Origin of the sequence: Streptomyces coelicoflavus (assembly GCF_045041415.1) — a bacterium.
Taxonomy (GTDB): Bacteria; Actinomycetota; Actinomycetes; order Streptomycetales; family Streptomycetaceae; genus Streptomyces; species Streptomyces coelicoflavus.
In genome coordinates this window covers 6,917,036-6,931,933 of sequence record NZ_CP108218.1, presented here as the reverse complement: position 1 = coordinate 6,931,933, position 14,898 = coordinate 6,917,036, and the positions used below count along the sequence as shown (strand labels likewise).

Annotated in this window: 14 protein-coding genes; 7 read left to right on the top strand and 7 right to left on the bottom strand. The window is 74.6% G+C overall.

Going from position 1 to position 14,898, the window contains the following annotated elements; all coding sequences use genetic code 11:
* Nucleotides 1–94 precede the first annotated feature (94 nt).
* The 4 genes from OHA99_RS31160 to OHA99_RS31145 form a co-directional block, all read right to left on the bottom strand.
* Complete coding sequence (locus OHA99_RS31160) at nucleotides 95–976, bottom strand: hypothetical protein (RefSeq protein WP_282883004.1); 882 nt, start codon at nucleotides 974–976, stop codon at nucleotides 95–97.
* Nucleotides 973–1,101, bottom strand: coding sequence for a hypothetical protein (locus OHA99_RS31155; protein ID WP_265592415.1), 129 nt, complete (start codon nucleotides 1,099–1,101; stop codon nucleotides 973–975). The genes OHA99_RS31160 and OHA99_RS31155 overlap by 4 nt, the downstream gene beginning before the upstream one ends.
* Nucleotides 1,098–2,624, bottom strand: a complete 1,527-nt coding sequence (locus tag OHA99_RS31150) for a hypothetical protein (RefSeq protein ID WP_153180802.1) — start codon at nucleotides 2,622–2,624, stop codon at nucleotides 1,098–1,100. The genes OHA99_RS31155 and OHA99_RS31150 overlap by 4 nt, the downstream gene beginning before the upstream one ends.
* Nucleotides 2,625–2,717: 93 nt before the next feature.
* Entirely contained in the window at nucleotides 2,718–3,413 is a 696-nt protein-coding gene (locus OHA99_RS31145) for a GntR family transcriptional regulator (RefSeq protein ID WP_405698439.1), read from the bottom strand.
* 128 nt (nucleotides 3,414–3,541) lie between these two features.
* Between OHA99_RS31145 and OHA99_RS31140 the strand changes: the two genes are divergently transcribed.
* The 5 genes from OHA99_RS31140 to OHA99_RS31120 all read left to right on the top strand — a co-directional run bounded on the left by OHA99_RS31140 (nucleotide 3,542) and on the right by OHA99_RS31120 (nucleotide 8,013).
* A complete protein-coding gene (locus OHA99_RS31140; protein ID WP_153180800.1) occupies nucleotides 3,542–4,864 on the top strand; it encodes an MFS transporter in 1,323 nt (440 codons plus the stop codon).
* Nucleotides 4,861–5,694, top strand: coding sequence for a putative hydro-lyase (locus tag OHA99_RS31135; RefSeq protein ID WP_366473550.1), 834 nt, complete (start codon nucleotides 4,861–4,863; stop codon nucleotides 5,692–5,694). The genes OHA99_RS31140 and OHA99_RS31135 overlap by 4 nt, the downstream gene beginning before the upstream one ends.
* 71 nt (nucleotides 5,695–5,765) lie before the next feature.
* Nucleotides 5,766–6,524 carry a LamB/YcsF family protein gene (locus OHA99_RS31130; protein ID WP_381501627.1) on the top strand — a complete coding sequence of 253 codons (759 nt, stop codon included), beginning with the start codon at nucleotides 5,766–5,768 and terminating at the stop codon, nucleotides 6,522–6,524.
* Nucleotides 6,521–7,147 (top strand): allophanate hydrolase subunit 1, encoded by a 627-nt coding sequence (locus OHA99_RS31125; RefSeq protein ID WP_153180797.1) that lies wholly within the window; start codon nucleotides 6,521–6,523, stop codon nucleotides 7,145–7,147. Before OHA99_RS31130 ends, OHA99_RS31125 begins: the two co-directional genes overlap by 4 nt.
* Complete coding sequence (locus OHA99_RS31120) at nucleotides 7,144–8,013, top strand: biotin-dependent carboxyltransferase family protein (protein WP_366473549.1); 870 nt, start codon at nucleotides 7,144–7,146, stop codon at nucleotides 8,011–8,013. Before OHA99_RS31125 ends, OHA99_RS31120 begins: the two co-directional genes overlap by 4 nt.
* A 433-nt stretch (nucleotides 8,014–8,446) precedes the next feature.
* Here OHA99_RS31120 and OHA99_RS31115 read toward each other — a convergent pair whose 3' ends face one another.
* Entirely contained in the window at nucleotides 8,447–9,865 is a 1,419-nt protein-coding gene (locus OHA99_RS31115; RefSeq protein WP_164385488.1) for a HEAT repeat domain-containing protein, read from the bottom strand.
* A 334-nt stretch (nucleotides 9,866–10,199) separates the two neighbouring features.
* Complete coding sequence (locus tag OHA99_RS31110; protein ID WP_153180794.1) at nucleotides 10,200–10,592, bottom strand: ankyrin repeat domain-containing protein; 393 nt, start codon at nucleotides 10,590–10,592, stop codon at nucleotides 10,200–10,202.
* Between the two features lie 281 nt (nucleotides 10,593–10,873).
* Between OHA99_RS31110 and OHA99_RS31105 the strand changes: the two genes are divergently transcribed.
* A complete protein-coding gene (locus OHA99_RS31105; protein ID WP_007447353.1) occupies nucleotides 10,874–11,068 on the top strand; it encodes a hypothetical protein in 195 nt (64 codons plus the stop codon).
* A 52-nt stretch (nucleotides 11,069–11,120) separates the two neighbouring features.
* Nucleotides 11,121–12,923 carry a hypothetical protein gene (locus tag OHA99_RS31100; RefSeq protein ID WP_153180793.1) on the top strand — a complete coding sequence of 601 codons (1,803 nt, stop codon included), beginning with the start codon at nucleotides 11,121–11,123 and terminating at the stop codon, nucleotides 12,921–12,923.
* Nucleotides 12,924–13,317: 394 nt separating this feature from the next.
* Here the strand turns inward: OHA99_RS31100 and OHA99_RS31095 are convergent, their stop codons facing one another.
* Nucleotides 13,318–14,817, bottom strand: a complete 1,500-nt coding sequence (locus OHA99_RS31095) for a PLP-dependent aminotransferase family protein (RefSeq protein ID WP_153180792.1) — start codon at nucleotides 14,815–14,817, stop codon at nucleotides 13,318–13,320.
* Nucleotides 14,818–14,898 lie beyond the last annotated feature (81 nt).

The window sequence follows — 14,898 nt, the reverse complement described above, 5'->3', positions numbered from 1 at the left end:
TCGTAAGTCTTCGTAGGTCGGGGACGTTCGGACGGGGCGGCGGTCGGGTGGGTCGGTCGGATGCGGTCGGTCGGATGCGGCCTGTCGGGGGGACTCAGGAGGAGTGGAAGGGCAGGCCGGCGTCGGCGACCAGGTCCAGGTCGTCCGTCTCCTCGGCGGGCAGCAGCGTGGCGGTGCCGTCGGTGACCGGTACGACGCCGAGGTCGAGGAGCTCGGTCATGGCGGCGCTGCCCGCCATGTCGCGCACCTGGAGCTGGTAGCGGGCCGTCGTCCGGTAGGTGCCGCCGTGGTCGTCGCCGGTGCGCTGGAGGAAGCCGGACTCGGTGAGGAAGGCGGCGGCCTTGCCGACGATGCCGGTGGTGGAGCCCGGGAGTCTGCGCGCGTCCTTGGTGGCGCCGGTCGCGCTGCGCCTGACCCAGATCCGCCAGGCGGACTCCAGGCCCGGAGCGTCGGTGGCCGGGTCGGTGTTCTCGCCCTGCTGCTCCGCCCGCTCCTCGAGCCTTCGGCAGGCCTGGCGGACGAACGCGTCCACGCCGTTGACCGAGACGCGGCCGATGTAGCCGTCGTCGGCGAGGTCCTCGGGGCGGGGGTAGGCCATGGCGGCCACGGCGAGGTGGGCGAGGCCGTGCAGGAAGCGGTCGCCGGAGTCGGTGGCGGCGCGACGGGCGTAGTCGCCCATGCGGACGGCGAACACCGAGTCCTCGGCGGCGGTCACGGCCATGCCCGCGCGCGGGGACACCTCGAGGACGATCAGCCCGAGCCCGGCCGCCACGGCGTCGGCCAGCCGTGCGAAGGGCGGGTCCTCGCGGTGGCGGCGCAGCAGGTCGGCGTACTCCTGGTCGCGGGCGGGCAGCAGCTTGGGCTGGAGGCCGAAGGCGACGAGCCGCGCCGCGTCGGCGGCGTCGGCGGGCGTGACGGCCGCGGTGGCCGGCGCGGCACCCGCCTCCGGTTCGCTCCGGTCGACGTGCTCGGTCACGGTCGGTACTCCTCGCTGTGCTGGTGCAGGTGCTGCTGCTGGTGTTTGGTGGTGCGGTGCCGGGCCGGACGGCGGGGCCGGCGACGGATCAGGCCCCCGGAGGCGGGGTGCGGGCCGGTCGTCATGCCGCCTCCGTCCGGTCCGCGGCCATGCCCGCCGCGTCCAGCAGCGCCGTGCCGACGATGAGGTCGGCGCCGCCGAACTCGGGGTCGTCCAGCTCGGTGCCGTCGTCCACGGCGAACAGGAGCTTCGGCTCGCCCTGGCGGTAGGCGGTACCGACCGGCGGGCTGGCCGCGTGGACGGCGAGCAGGGCGACGAGGTACGGCAGTTCGGCGTCGCGGGCGCGGGCGTCGGCCAGCAGCCCCGACAGCCGGCGCGGGGCGTCGTGCGGCAGGTCGAGCAGCTCCATGGCGGCGGCGAGCTGGTCCTCGCTGAAGCGGCTGTCGTCCGGGGTGGCGATCAGGTCGGGTTCCGGCATCTCGGCGCCCAGGTGCTCCCGCTCCACCGGCGGGGTGAGGAGTAGGTCGACGAGGTCGCCGACCCGCACGGAGACGGGCGTGCGCAGCCCGGTGCCGCGGGCGAAGAAGGCGTCGGTCACCCGGAGTGCCCGCTCGACGGGCAACGGCAGGACCGGGGCGACGAGATGGCCGTACAGGTCGAGGCCGGAGGTGGTCAGGGGGGTGGCGAAGGCCTGCCGGTCCTGTTCGGCGCGGAAGAGTGGGCCGGCCTCCAGGAGGCGGGACTGGAGCTGGGTGTGGCGGCGGATGCAGTCCTTGACGATGTCGACCAGCTCGGCGGCGCGGCGCTTGTGCTCGGCGTCCTCGGTCTCGTCGCGGGCCTTGCGGATGTTGGTGAGGATCGCGTTCTCGTGCCGGTACCGGTCGGCGACGTGGTCCAGGGCCTCGGCGATCATGTCGGGGACGGCGCTGAGCCAGTCCACCGCGCGGACGTTGCGCCGTGTGGCGTCCAGGGCCCTGCGCAGGGTCTCGGAGTACTGCACGGTCCGGTACCGGGCCTGTTCGGCGGCGAGCTGGGCGTCGGCGAGGCGGCCGCGGCTGATCAGCACCTCGAGCTTGACCTCGGCGGCGATCTGGGCGCTGGTGACGTCGGTGTCCAGGGCACCGACGAGGACGTTGACCGCCTCGTCCGTGGTGCGCAGGTAGACGGTGCCGCCGGGCCCCGGAACCTCCTCGAGCAGCTTGAAGTCGTAGTCGCGGCGGACGTAGGTGCCGTCGGGGCCGAAGGTGCCGTACACCGCGCGGAAGCCGCGGTCGACGCTGCCGACGTTGATCAGGTTCTCCAGGACCCAGCGGGCCACCCGCTCGTGCTCGGCGGCGGGGCGGCGCGGGGCCTGGGCGGCGACGCGCGGGATCAGCCTGGCCACTATCTGGTCGTGGTCGGCGCCGGTGTCGAAGTCCATGTTCAGCGTGACGAGGTCGATGGCGGCCAGGGCGACCTCCGCCATGCCGTAGACCGAGTACTCGCCGGCGAGGTTGGCCTTGCGTGCGTCGAGGTCGTGCAGCGGCGCCGTGCAGGCGAGCGCGCGCAGCCGCCGCGCCAGCCCCTCGTCGGCGGCCGGGCCCGGTGCGGGGCGCGGCCCCGCGCTGAGCTGGGGCGGAACGCTGTCCGTCGATGCAGGCGAAGTCACGGTGCACAGACTAGATCCTCGGTCTGACATCGGCCCAAACGACGCAGATGGGCCCCTGGGCGACACGGTGTCCGGCCGCCGTGCGGCCCCGGCCTACCCCTCGTCCCCGACCCGCCGCAGGTAGACCTCCACGACGCGCTTGAGCGAGTTCTCGAGGTAGACCGCCAGCAATCGGGCCGCCGCCTCCCGGTCACCGCTCTCCAGGGTCGCGAGGAGCTCCGCGTTCCGGGCGATGTACGGCTCGTGCAGGCGTCGCGGGTCGTCCACGACGTGGAAGGCGAGGCGCAGTTCGGCGAAGACGCTGCGCATCAGTTCGTCGGTGCGTTCGCTGCCGGCGAGGGCGACCAGCTCCCGGTGGAAGTGGATGTTGGCGGTACCCACGCCTTTCCAGTCACCTTCACGGGCCGACCGGCGCCCGTCCTGGACGGCCTCGGCGAGCCCGTCCAGCGGGTACGGCGGCTCGCCCAGGCCGCGGACGACGGCGCACTCGACGAGGGAGCGGGTGCGGTAGATGTCCTCGACGTCCTCGACCGTCAGGACGCGGACGAAGACACCCCGGTTCAGCTCGTGGACGAGCAGGCGTTCGTGGGTGAGCAGGCGGAACGACTCGCGCAGGGTGTTGCGGGAGACGCCGAGGGCGCCGCCGATGCTGTCCTCCGACAGCCGGGTCCCGGGTGGGAAGTAGCCCTCCGCGATGCGGCTCCTGAGGATGTCCGAGACCCGCTCGGCGGTGCTGGTACGCCCGAGGAGGGCACGGTCGTCGGCCAGTCCCGTCAACTGCTCTGCCATGCCCGGAATTCAATCGCAGATACCAGAACGAAACAACAGGGGTATTGAGGGATCGTTGAACGATCCCCTACGGTGCCCTCAAGCACCGCTCGACCAGCACCCTCCGTCCTCCCACTGCGAGGTGCACCATGAGCACGCCCCCTCCACCCCAGGCCCCGCCCGCCGGCACCCGCCCTTCCGGCGTACCCGGACACACCCCTGACGACGGCCCGTTCGGCTGGCTGCGGGCTCTCGGCCCGCGGGGCCGCCGCGCCTTCGGCGGCGCGTTCGGCGGTTACGCCCTCGATTCGTACGACTACTTCACGCTGCCGTTGACCATGGTCGCGCTGGCCGCCCACTTCGGCCTGGACAGCGGCCAGACCGGGCTGCTGACGACGGTCACCCTGGTCGTCTCGGCGGTCGGCGGCGCGCTCGCCGGTGTACTGGCCGACCGGGTCGGCCGGGTCAGGGCGCTGCTGCTCACCGTGATCACCTACGCCGTGTTCACGGTGGCCTGCGGCTTCGCGCCCAACTACGAGACGCTGCTCGTCTTCCGCGCCCTCCAGGGCCTCGGTTTCGGCGGCGAGTGGGCGGTCGGCGCCATCCTGGTCGCCGAGTACGCGAGCACCAGGCACCGGGGGCGTACGCTCGGCGCGGTCCAGAGTTCCTGGGCCGTCGGTTGGGCGCTCGCGGTGGTCGTGTACACGCTGGTGTTCTCGCTGGCCGGGGACGACCTGGCCTGGCGCGTCATGTTCTGGACGGGCGCGCTCCCGGCGCTGCTCGTGGTGTGGGTGCGGCGCAGTGTCCACGACGCGCCCAGGGCCGCGGAGGTGCGCGAGAAGGGCGCGGGCAAGGGCTCGTTCCGGGCGATCTTCAAGCCGGGCACGGCGGACTCCCCCGGCCTGTTGCGCGTCACGCTCTTCGCGAGCCTGCTCTCCACCGGTGTCCAAGGCGGCTACTACACCCTCGCCACCTGGGTGCCGACGTACCTGAAGGACGAGCGCGACCTGTCGGTCGTCGGCACCGGCGGCTACCTGACGTTCCTCATCTCGGGCGCCTTCATCGGCTACCTCACCGGCGGTCATCTGACCGACGTGCTGGGCCGCCGGCGCAACATCTGGCTCTTCGCGCTGCTGTCGGCGGTCTGCATCCTGGCGTACGCGAACATCCCCGACGGCGCCAACACCCTGCTCCTGGTGCTGGGTTTCCCGCTCGGCTTCTGCATGTCGGCCATCTTCAGCGGGTTCGGTTCGTATCTGAGCGAGTTGTACCCGACGGCGGTACGGGGCGCGGGGCAGGGCTTCACGTACAACACCGGGCGCGCCGTGGGCGCCGTGTTCCCCACCACCGTCGGCTTCCTGGCCGACAGCTGGGGCGTGGGCGGCGCGCTGGTCTTCGGCGCCATCGGTTACGGCATCGCGGCGCTGGCTCTGCTGGGGCTGCCGGAGACGCGCGGAAGGGAACTGGCATGAACCACCCGCACCCCGCGACCGGGGACCGGCCGCTCGTCCTCCTCGACGGGGACGCGCACGCGTGGAGCCCGAAAACGGCGCGGGCCCGCTTCCGGGAGGGGCTGACCGGCCCCACGGCCGGGGTCGCCGCCGGCCACACCCAGGCCAACCTGATCTCGGTGCCCGCCGACTGGGCGTACGACATGCTGCTGTTCTGCACCCGCAACCCGCAGCCGTGCCCGGTGCTCGACGTCACCGACGCCGGGTCCTGGACCACGGTGCTCGCCGACGGCGCGGACCTGCGCACCGATCTGCCGCGCTACCGGGTGTGGCGGGACGGCGAGCCGGTGGACGAGCCGACGGACGTGCGCGCGTACTGGCGGGACGACCTGGTGACGTTCCTGATCGGTTGCAGCTTCACCTTCGAGTGGGCGCTGGCGGCGGCGGGTGTCCCCATCCGGCACGTCGAGCAGGGCCGCAACGTCCCGATGTACGTGACCTCCCGCCGGTGCCGTCCGGCCGGGCGGCTGCACGGGCCGATGGTGGTGTCGATGCGTCCCGTGCCGCCGGCGCATCTGTCGGCGGCGATCCGCGAGAGCAGCCTGCTCCCGGCGGTGCACGGCAGCCCGGTCCACTGCGGGGACCCGTCGGCGCTCGGCGTCGCCGACCTGGACCGGCCCGACTTCGGCGACGCGGTGGAGCGCGAGCCGGACGACATTCCCGTGTTCTGGGCCTGTGGTGTGACCCCGCAGGCGGCGGTCATGGCCTCGCGGCCGCCCTTCGCGCTCACCCACGCGCCGGGGCAGATGTTCCTCACCGACGCCCGTGACGATCAGTACCGCGTGGGCTGATCCCGGATGCCACGGCACGGGTCACGGCACCGGTCCGGTACTGCCCGCGACGACATGGGAAGACTGGAGACATGACCTCGATCGATCTGAACGCGGACCTCGGCGAGGGCTTCGGCCGCTGGCGGCTCACCGACGACGAGGGACTGCTGTCCGTCGTCACCAGCGCCAACGTGGCCTGCGGCTTCCACGCCGGGGACCCGGCCACCATGCGCCGGGTGTGCGCACTCGCGGCCGAGCGGGGCGTGACGATCGGCGCGCAGGTCTCCTACCGGGACCTGGCCGGTTTCGGGCGGCGCACGATGGACGTGCCGCCCGCCGAACTGGCGGCCGAGGTGGCCTACCAGATCGGCGCCCTGGAGGTCTTCGCCCGGGCGGCGGGCACGCGCGTGGCGTACGTCAAGCCGCACGGCGCCCTCTACAACCGGGTGGTCCGGGACGAGGAGCAGGCGTCCGCGGTCGTCGACGGCGTGCTCCTGGCGGGCGGCGCCCTGCCCGTCCTCGGGCTGCCCAGCTCGCGCGTGCTGGAACGGGCCGGCCGGGCGGGGCTGCCGGTCGTCCCGGAGGCGTTCGCGGACCGGGCGTACACCGACGAGGGCACGCTGGTGCCGCGCGTGCAGGAGGGCGCCCTGGTCACCGACCCGGACGCCGTCGTGGCACGCGCCGTGGGGCTGGCCCGCTCCGCCGCGGTGACCGCCCGTTCGGGGGCGCGGGTCGAGGTCCGGGCGCGATCCCTGTGCGTGCACGGCGACACGCCCGGGGCGGTGGACCTGGCGCGCCGGGTCCGGGAGCGGCTGGAGGCGTCCGGCGTCCGTGTGGCGGCCTTCGCGTGAACGTCCTGCGGGTCGGCGCCGACGCCCTGCTCGTCGAGGTGTCCTCGGGCGAGGAGGCCGAGGCACTGCACGCGGAGCTGTCGCGGCGCCGCGCGCAGGGCACGCTCGCGGCCCGGGAGATCGTCCCGGGGGCGCGCACCGTCCTCCTCGACGGCCTCGCCGACCCGGTCCGGATCTCTTCCGAGCTGACGGCCGCCGAGGTGCCGCCCGCTCCCCCGCGCACGGGGCACGTCGTGGAGATCCCGGTCCGCTACGACGGCCCCGACCTGGCCGACGTGGCCGGGCACTGGGGGGTCGCGGAGGGCGAGGTGGCGCGCATCCACGCGGGCACCGAGTTCCGGGTCGCGTTCTGCGGCTTCGCGCCCGGCTTCGGCTATCTGACCGGCCTTCCGGCGCGCTACGACGTACCGCGCCGCGACACCCCGCGCACCGCCGTGCCGGCCGGTTCGGTGGCGCTGGCGGGGCCGTACACGGGCGTGTACCCGCGCTCGTCCCCGGGCGGCTGGCAGTTGGTCGGCAGCACGGACGCCGTGCTGTGGGACCACACGCGCGTGCCGGCGGCCCTGCTGTCGCCCGGCACGCGCGTGCGGTTCGTTCCCGTGGGACGGCAGGGGCTTCCATGACGGACCGTGCGCTCACGGTCGTCCGGGCCGGGGCCCTGACCACCGTGCAGGACCGTGGCCGGCCCGGCCACGCCCACCTGGGCGTCCCCCGCTCGGGGGCGCTCGACGCGCCCGCGGCGGCACTGGTCAACCGGCTGGTGGGCAATCCTCCGGGGTCCGCCGTCCTGGAGACCACGCTCACCGGCTGCGCCCTGCGTGCGCGGTGTGCGGCGACCGTGGCGGTCGGCGGTGCTCCCTGCCCGGTGACGGTGGACGGGCGGCCGGCGCCCTGGGGCGCCGCGGTCGGCGTGCCGGCCGGAGCGCTGCTCGACGTCGGGGCGGCCGACTCCGGGGTGCGCTCCTATGTGGCCGTCTCCGGCGGCGTCCTCGTCGAGCCGGTTCTCGGCAGCCGCTCCACCGACCTGCTGTCCGGCCTCGGGCCGCCGCCGCTCGCGGACGGCGCGGTGCTGCCCCTGGGGCGACCGCGCGTGCCGCACGCGCGCGTGGACGTCGCGCCGCAGCCGGCGCCCCCGGCGGAGCTGGTCCTGCGGGTGTCGCCGGGGCCACGCGCCGACTGGTTCACGCCCGCGGCGGTGCGGGCCTTCACCTCGTCCGTGTACCGGGTGTCGTCCGCGAGCAACCGCATCGGGCTGCGGATGGACGGGCCCGCGCTGGAGCGCGCCCGCCCGGGCGAACTCCCCAGCGAGGGGACGGTGCTGGGCGCGGTGCAGGTGCCGACGGACGGCCGGCCGGTGGTGTTCCTGGCCGACCATCCGACGACCGGCGGCTACCCGGTGATCGGCGTCGTGCGCACCGCCGACCTCCCGGCGGCGGCGCAGGCGGTGCCGGGGACACCGGTGCGCTTCGTCACGGCGGGCGGACGCTGACACCGGGGTACGCCGGAGCCGGGTCGCCCGGTCGCCCGGTCGCCTGGGCGCCGCCTCGCCGCCTCGCCGCCGCACAGACCGAAGGCCCGCCACGTGATCCACCCGCCGGGCCGAGCCTGTCCGCCCGCGCTTCGGACCGCGCGGTCCGTGCCCCCGTCGCCCCGCCCTCGCACACGGGCGCGCCCCCGACCCGGCACCCCGCCCCCCCGGAATGGACACTTCACCCCACGGGGTACGTCAGCCAGCCGCCCTCGCTCGAGGGCGGATCCCCGCGCGGCGCCACGTCGCCCGGACCAAGCGCCCGGCGACGGCTCGTCGGCGGCGTGTGTGCCGCGCGCGGGGAGGACGAAGCGCAGACCGGCGCCGGCGCTCCGCCCGCCGGCGCGGCCGGGTCGCTCGCAGTGGGGGCACCGCGCTCAGCGCCGCCGGGGCGCTACACGGCGGGGGCGTCCGGCCCGAAGCGGCTGCGTACCGCGGTCTGGACCTCGTCCTCCTCGGCCGGGTCGGTGGCGAGCCTGCGCAGCCGTTCGACGACGCGGTTGTCGCCGGTCTCGGCATGGCGGGCGGCGACTTCGCGGGTGGTCTCCTCGCAGTCCCACAGGCACTCGACGGCGAAGCCCGCCGCGAAGGACGGATCCGTGGCGGCCAGCGCGCGGGCGGCACGGCCACGCAGGTGGGAGGAGGCGGTTTCGCGGTAGATGTGCCGCAGTACGGGAGCGGCGCAGGCGATGCCGAGCCGTCCGGTGCCGTCGACGAGGGTCCACAGGGTCGGCGCGTCGGGGCCTTCACCGCGTACCGCCTCCCGCAGCGCGGCGAGGACGAGGTCGCGGTCCTGGGCGGCGCCCCGGCAGGCCAGGACCCGTCCGGCGGCGGCGCCCAGGGCGTCGGGCCGGTGCACCCAGCCGCGGGCCCGGTCGACGGCGGCGAGGCTGCGCATCCGCTCGTAGGCGGCGACGGCGGCCTCCACGACCGGGGTGGAGCCGGTGGCCACGGCGCCCTCGATCAGGTGCAGGACGTCGGGGTCGTTGGCGTCGGCGAGGTAGCGCAGAGCGGTGCAGCGGGCGCCCTCGGTGCCGGACCGGGCGGCCTCGACGATCTCGGGCCGGTCCTCGGGGCCGGCGACGGCCGTGAGGCAGCGGGCGGCCGGCACGTGGAGCGGGGTGCCGCGCTCGACGCCCTGCTCGGCCCACTCGAACACGGCCCGCACACTCCAGCCGGGACGCGGGCCGGTGGAGTCCATCTGGCGCTGCCAGCGGTCGAAGCAGCCCGTCTCCTGGGCGGCACGCACGCGCGTGGCGATCGATGCGCGGGAATCGTCGGCCCACAGGCGCCAGGGCCGGGGTTCGAAGGCGTCCCGCACGGCGGCGGCCAGCTCGGCCTCGCCCTCGGCGTCGCGCGGGAAGCGGGCCAGTACGGGCGCGGCGAGGGCGCGCAGACCGGCGTCGTCGTCGCGCAGCGCCAGCTCGTCGAGGGCCCACGCCCAGTTCACTCCGTGAGCGGCGTACCGGCGCAGCAGCTGGAGCGCGTCCAGCCTCCCGTAGGAGGCGAGGTGGCCGAGGACGGCGAGGGCCAGCCCGGTGCGCGACTCGTCGGCGTCCAGGACGTCCTCGGGATCGAAGAGGTGGGCCTCGATCGCGTCCAGCTCGCCGTTCAGGTCGAGATAGAGGCGGGCGTAGTAGAGGGAGCGGTTCTCGACCTGCCAGTCGTGGCGGGGGTCGTGAAGCACACAGTGGTTCAGCGCCGCGAGCGCTTCGGCGCGCGGAGCGGTGAGCGCGTGCAGCGTGCCGTCGCCGCGACCCCGCTGAAGCAGGCCGAGCAGCGTACCGCTGGGCGCTATGACCGGATCGAACATGGGAAACAGCCTCACATCAAGCGTCGACGCAACCGGGGAGCACGCGTTACCTGGCCGTGCGCCAACACGTCGGAGCGCCCGCCGTCTCTTGCTTGCTGAAGACCATGTTCCTCTGCCTCTCGTCGGTGGCCCTTGCGGGCCGTGTCACGGCCCGCGCGGTGCGGCAACACCTGCCCAGCCATCACGTCCGTGAACCACGTCGTCATGATGGCCCGGCGGTCACATCTGCCGCGACCGAAATTTCGGCGGCCCTGTACCGCCTCCCCCGTTTTCAGTGTTTTACCTGGTCAGAAAGTGCGGAGTGGACCCGGTCGGAGTCCGTCCCGCCGCCTCGTCACGAGACGCCGAACCGCTCCAGCAGGTCCGTCCGGGCGAACATCCGCGCCGTGTCGACGGCCGACGGCGTGCCCGCCGCGGGGTCCGCGCCGGCCTCCAGAAGCGCCTCGGTCACTTCCGTCTCACCCTTGAAGGCGGCTCCGGCGAGTGGGGTCTGACCCCGGTCGTTGACGCGGTCGGCGTCGGCGCCGCGGGCGAGCAGCGCGCGCACCGCGCCGGCGTGGCCGTGGTAGGCGGCGAGCATGACGAGGGAGTCGCCGCGGTCGTTGGTCAGATCGGCCGGGACACCGGCGTCCACGTACGCCACCAGCTCCTCGGTCCGGCCCTTCCGGGCCAGGTCGAAGATCTTGGTCGCCAGCTCCACGACCTCGGGGTCGGGGGCTTCACTCATCGGCCGGACCACCTCTCACTGCGCAATCACTGCGAACGTGACGCCCGTCCTGGAGCTGACGAACGCCGGGGACAACGTGTGCGCACGGCCACGAGCGGTGTGGCCGTGCGAGTGAATCGCCAGGGTACTGGCTCGTAGGGCACCCGAGCGGACGAAGGACCTCTGGGCCACCTGGGGCAAATCTGGCAAATTTCCCCCATTTGCACCTTTTATCGTATGGATACATGCTGTGAGCCTGGAAGTACTCATGGTGACTGTCCCCGTGAACCAGGAGAACTCACATGATCCTCTCGATCTCAGGCGTCGTCCTGCTCGGCGTCGTCGTCTTCATCTTCTTCCGCAAGGACGGCCTCAAGGCCTCGCACCTGCTGGTCGCCGTGCTGTTCGGGTTCTATCTCGCGAGTACGGCCATCGCCCCGAGCATCAAGGCGGGCGGCGAGAGCCTGGCGGGCCTCCTCGGCGGCATCAAGTTCTGACGACCCGTTCCCCCGCCCGACATCCGCACGTACGCACCTCCAGGAGGCAGCAGTGGCCCGGCGGCCCCTCCCCCGCATTCTGAGCAACGGCGGCGCACAGCTCGCCCGGAGCCGGGAGCTGGCCCGGACGGCGGCCGACAGCGCCACCGACGTCCTCCAGCCGCTGATCACGATCGCCCGCGGTCTGCGCCGACTGGCCGCGGCCGCTCGGCGCAGATGGTCCGAGACCCCCAAGGACCGGCGCGGCGCGCTGCTGTTCCTGGTGGCCTCGGTGATCCTGGTCGTGGCACTCGTGCCGTACGGCCCGCTGCTCGCCGTCATCGTCCTGATGGCGGCGGCAGCCTGGCAGGGCAGGGACCGCACCCCGCCCGCCCCCGAGGGCCCCGACGACTCCCAGAGCCGGCGTCTGCAGTCCCTCTACGAGGCGCTGGTCCCGTACTTCTCGATCGCGGAGGACCCCGACCCTCTCTACGCCCACGGCGGTGGGTGGGAGAGGGCGTTCCCCGCCCACGAGTTCGACGGCGACGGCCGCGTCGCCCACCTGGTGATCCGTTACCCCGCCTACTTCACCGACGGTGAGGCGGAGTCCCGGTCCCGGATCGAGCACCTGCTCACCGCGAAGTCCGGCCGGGGCCGGGAGTACCGCTTCACGTGGGACGAGGAGGCCAACCACCTCTCCGTGGACGTGCTCCCCGCGCTCCCCACCGACATCGCCGCCCAGCGCTTCGTGACGGCGCCCGGCGAGACCGTCCTCGGCTTCACCGACCCGACCCGGGTCCAGCGCACGCTCCCGCTCACCCACGGCGCGGAGCAGCGGGACGTGCCGCCGGTCGTCTGGCGCACCGGCATCCGCTCGACCGAGCCCCACCTGCTCGTCCTGGGGCAGCCCGGCACCGGTACGTCCACCCTGCTGCGCTCGGTCGCCCTCCAGGCGCTGCACCACGGCGACCTGCTGATCGTCGACGGCGGCGGCACCGGGGAGTACGCCTGCCTGGTCGGCCGGGACGGCGTCCTGGCCGTGGAGTGCGGTCTCACCGGCGCACTGACCAGCCTGGAGTGGGCCGCCGCCGAGACGGAGCGGCGTCTGATCTCCGTCAACCGGGCCCGTCAGCAGGGCCTGGCGGCGCCGGACGACACCCGGCGGCCCCTGTGGGTCTTCGTGGACCGTCCGACCGCGTTCACGCACCTGGCGGACACGGACGGCCGCCGGGATCCCCAGACCCTGCTCCAGATCCCGCTCCGGCACGGCCGGGCCGCGAACGTGACCGTGGTCGTCGCCGACCAGCTGGACGCCCTGGACGGCCTCACCGACGCCGTACGGCAGCACACGCGCGCGCGTGTCGTGCTCGGCCCGGCCACGGCGGACGAGCTGGCGACCGCACTGGGCGCTCCCCCGCACACCACGCCCGTCGACCAGGTACCGCCCGGCCGGGGGTACGCCCGCCTGGGTACCGGACCGGTGCACCGGCTCCAGGTCCCGGCCACCCCCGACCCCTACGACGACGCGACGAGCGAGACACACCGGCAGGCGGTGCTCGACCTGCTCCCCCCGCGCACGACACCGGCGGACGGGGAGCAGGCACCCCTTCCTCCGGAGGCGGAGGTGGAGGTGGAAGCCGAGGCGAAGGCCAAGGCCAGGGCGAAGACCGTCTCCATGGAGAAGGAGGACGCTCCGGTACGCGCCGCCGCGGGCGAGCCGGAGGAGACCGTGGCGGACGACGTGCCGACGCCGGTGACGGCGGAGAAGGCGACGGCCGGGACGCCGGCCGAGCCGGCTCCCGCTGAGGCCGTGCCTGCCGACACCGTCCCCGCTGAGGCCGTCCCGGCCGAGGCGGTCGCGGCGGAGAGCTCCTGACACGTGGCCGGGGCGAGGCGACCCACCGCCATGCCCCGGCTCCCTCGCACGGTTGCCGCCGATCCCGCCCCGCCCTCGTCCGCCGCGGCCGACGCGGCCCCTGCCCTCACCCGCCGCCGCGGCCGACGCGGCCCCTGCCCTCACCCGCCGCCGCGGGACGCGGCGACCCGGGGGGGCTCCCGAGGGGCTCCCGGGGGGGGTCCGTCACGACGGGATGCGGCCCGTCCGCCTCGTGGTCGCACGTGGCCGACACGGCCCGTCGACGCCGTCCCCGCCTCGCCCCGCCTCGGCCCGCCTCGGCCCGCCTCGGCCCGCCGGGCGAATGGACCGGTCCGCTCCCGCCAGCAGTCAAGAGGGGCCGGTGACTCCCGCGCCCCGCTCCGCCGGACCGGCCTCAGGCCACGAACGTCCGCGGTGCCTCGCCGCCGCCGGCGCCGCCGTTCTCCACCAGCCGGGCCGCCGCGGCCAGTCGTACCGCCGCTTCCTCGGCGACCGCGCCGCCGACCGTGAACGGCAGCCGGACGTACCCCTCGAAGGCACCGTCGACCCCGAAGCGCGGTCCGGACGGGACGCGGACGCCCACCCGCTCCCCCGCCTCGGCGAGCCGGGAGCCCGACAGGCCCCCGGTCCGCACCCACAGGGTGAGCCCGCCCCGGGGCACCTCGAACTCCCAGTCGGGCAGCTCCCGCCGTACCGCGGCCACCAGCTCGTCCCGGTTCTGCCGGGCCTGTTCGCGGCGCACCGTCACGGCCTGCTGCCAGCCACCGGTGCTGAAGAGCCAGTTCACGGCGAGCTGCTCCAGTACCGGGGTGCCCAGGTCGGCGTAGGCGCGCGCGGCGACCAGGCTGCGGATCACGTCGGGCGCGGCCCGGACCCAGCCGATGCGCATCCCGGCCCAGAACGCCTTGCTCGCGGAGCCGACGGTGATCACGGTGGATCCGGCCGGGTCGAAGGCGCACACGGGGCGCGGCATCTCGACGTCGTCGTCCAGCCACAGCTCGCTCATCGTCTCGTCCGCCACGAGCACCGTCCCCGCCGAGCGGGCGGCGTCCACCAGGCGCCGTCGCTGGTCGTCGTCGGCGAGCGCGCCGGTGGGATTGTGGAAGTCGGCGACGACATAGGCGATGCGGGGCGCGGCGTCCCGCAGCACCTGGCGCCAGCGGTCCACGTCCCAGCCGGTGAGCCCCTCGGCCATCGCGACGGGCACCAGCCGGGCGCCGGCCTCGCGCATCAGCTGGAGGATGTTGGCGTAGGAGGGGGACTCCACGGCGATGCGTTCGCCGCGCCCTCCGAAGAGATGGCAGATGGCGTCGATCGCGCCCATCGCGCCCGTGGTCACCATGATCTGCTCGGGCATGGTGGGGATGCCCCGCGCGGTGTACCGCTCGGCGATCATCGCGCGCAGCGCGGGCAGCCCGGCCGGATAGTCGCCGTGGGTGTGCGCGTACGGCGCCAGCTCGCCGAGGGCGCCCTGCACCGCGCGGGTGAGCCAGGGCTCGGGTGCGGGCAGCGCGGCGCACCCGAGGTCGATCACCGAGCCCAGGGCCTCGGGCGGCAACGGCTCGAGGCCCCGGGCCGGCAGCGGGTTCCCGGCCGGAACCGCGGTCCAGCTGCCGGCGCCCCGCCGGGACTCGAGGAAGCCCTCGGCACGCAGCGCCTCGTAGGCGGCGGCGACGGTGGTGCGGCTGACGGTGAGGGCGAGGGCCAGTTCGCGTTCGGCGGGCAGCCGGGCGGCGACCGGGACACGGCCCTCGAGGACGAGCAACCGGATGCCGTCGGCGAGCGCGCGGTAGGCCGGCGGGCGGCGCGTGCCGGGTCCGGCCGGGCGGTCCTGCTGGGAGCCGAGCAGCCGGGCCAGCTGCCCCGCCCCCACGGCCGAGGTCCACTGCGCCATGGAAATCAGTCCACCTTCCCCGAATTGGCCATGGTTGACTCTGCTTCTCAAGCCACAGGGTGTCATGCGGCAGGCCATTAC

Excerpts from the sequence above, each read along its gene's own strand:
- OHA99_RS31155 (WP_265592415.1), bottom strand. The coding sequence starts at position 1,101 with ATGACGACCGGCCCGCACCCCGCCTCCGGGGGCCTGATCCGTCGCCGG.
- OHA99_RS31145 (WP_405698439.1), bottom strand. The coding sequence starts at position 3,413 with ATGGCAGAGCAGTTGACGGGACTGGCCGACGACCGTGCCCTCCTCGGG.
- OHA99_RS31140 (WP_153180800.1), top strand. The coding sequence starts at position 3,542 with ATGAGCACGCCCCCTCCACCCCAGGCCCCGCCCGCCGGCACCCGCCCT.
- OHA99_RS31135 (WP_366473550.1), top strand. The coding sequence starts at position 4,861 with ATGAACCACCCGCACCCCGCGACCGGGGACCGGCCGCTCGTCCTCCTC.
- OHA99_RS31130 (WP_381501627.1), top strand. The coding sequence starts at position 5,766 with ATGACCTCGATCGATCTGAACGCGGACCTCGGCGAGGGCTTCGGCCGC.
- OHA99_RS31120 (WP_366473549.1), top strand. The coding sequence starts at position 7,144 with ATGACGGACCGTGCGCTCACGGTCGTCCGGGCCGGGGCCCTGACCACC.
- OHA99_RS31115 (WP_164385488.1), bottom strand. The coding sequence starts at position 9,865 with ATGTTCGATCCGGTCATAGCGCCCAGCGGTACGCTGCTCGGCCTGCTT.
- OHA99_RS31110 (WP_153180794.1), bottom strand. The coding sequence starts at position 10,592 with ATGAGTGAAGCCCCCGACCCCGAGGTCGTGGAGCTGGCGACCAAGATC.
- OHA99_RS31105 (WP_007447353.1), top strand. The coding sequence starts at position 10,874 with ATGATCCTCTCGATCTCAGGCGTCGTCCTGCTCGGCGTCGTCGTCTTC.
- OHA99_RS31095 (WP_153180792.1), bottom strand. The coding sequence starts at position 14,817 with ATGGCGCAGTGGACCTCGGCCGTGGGGGCGGGGCAGCTGGCCCGGCTG.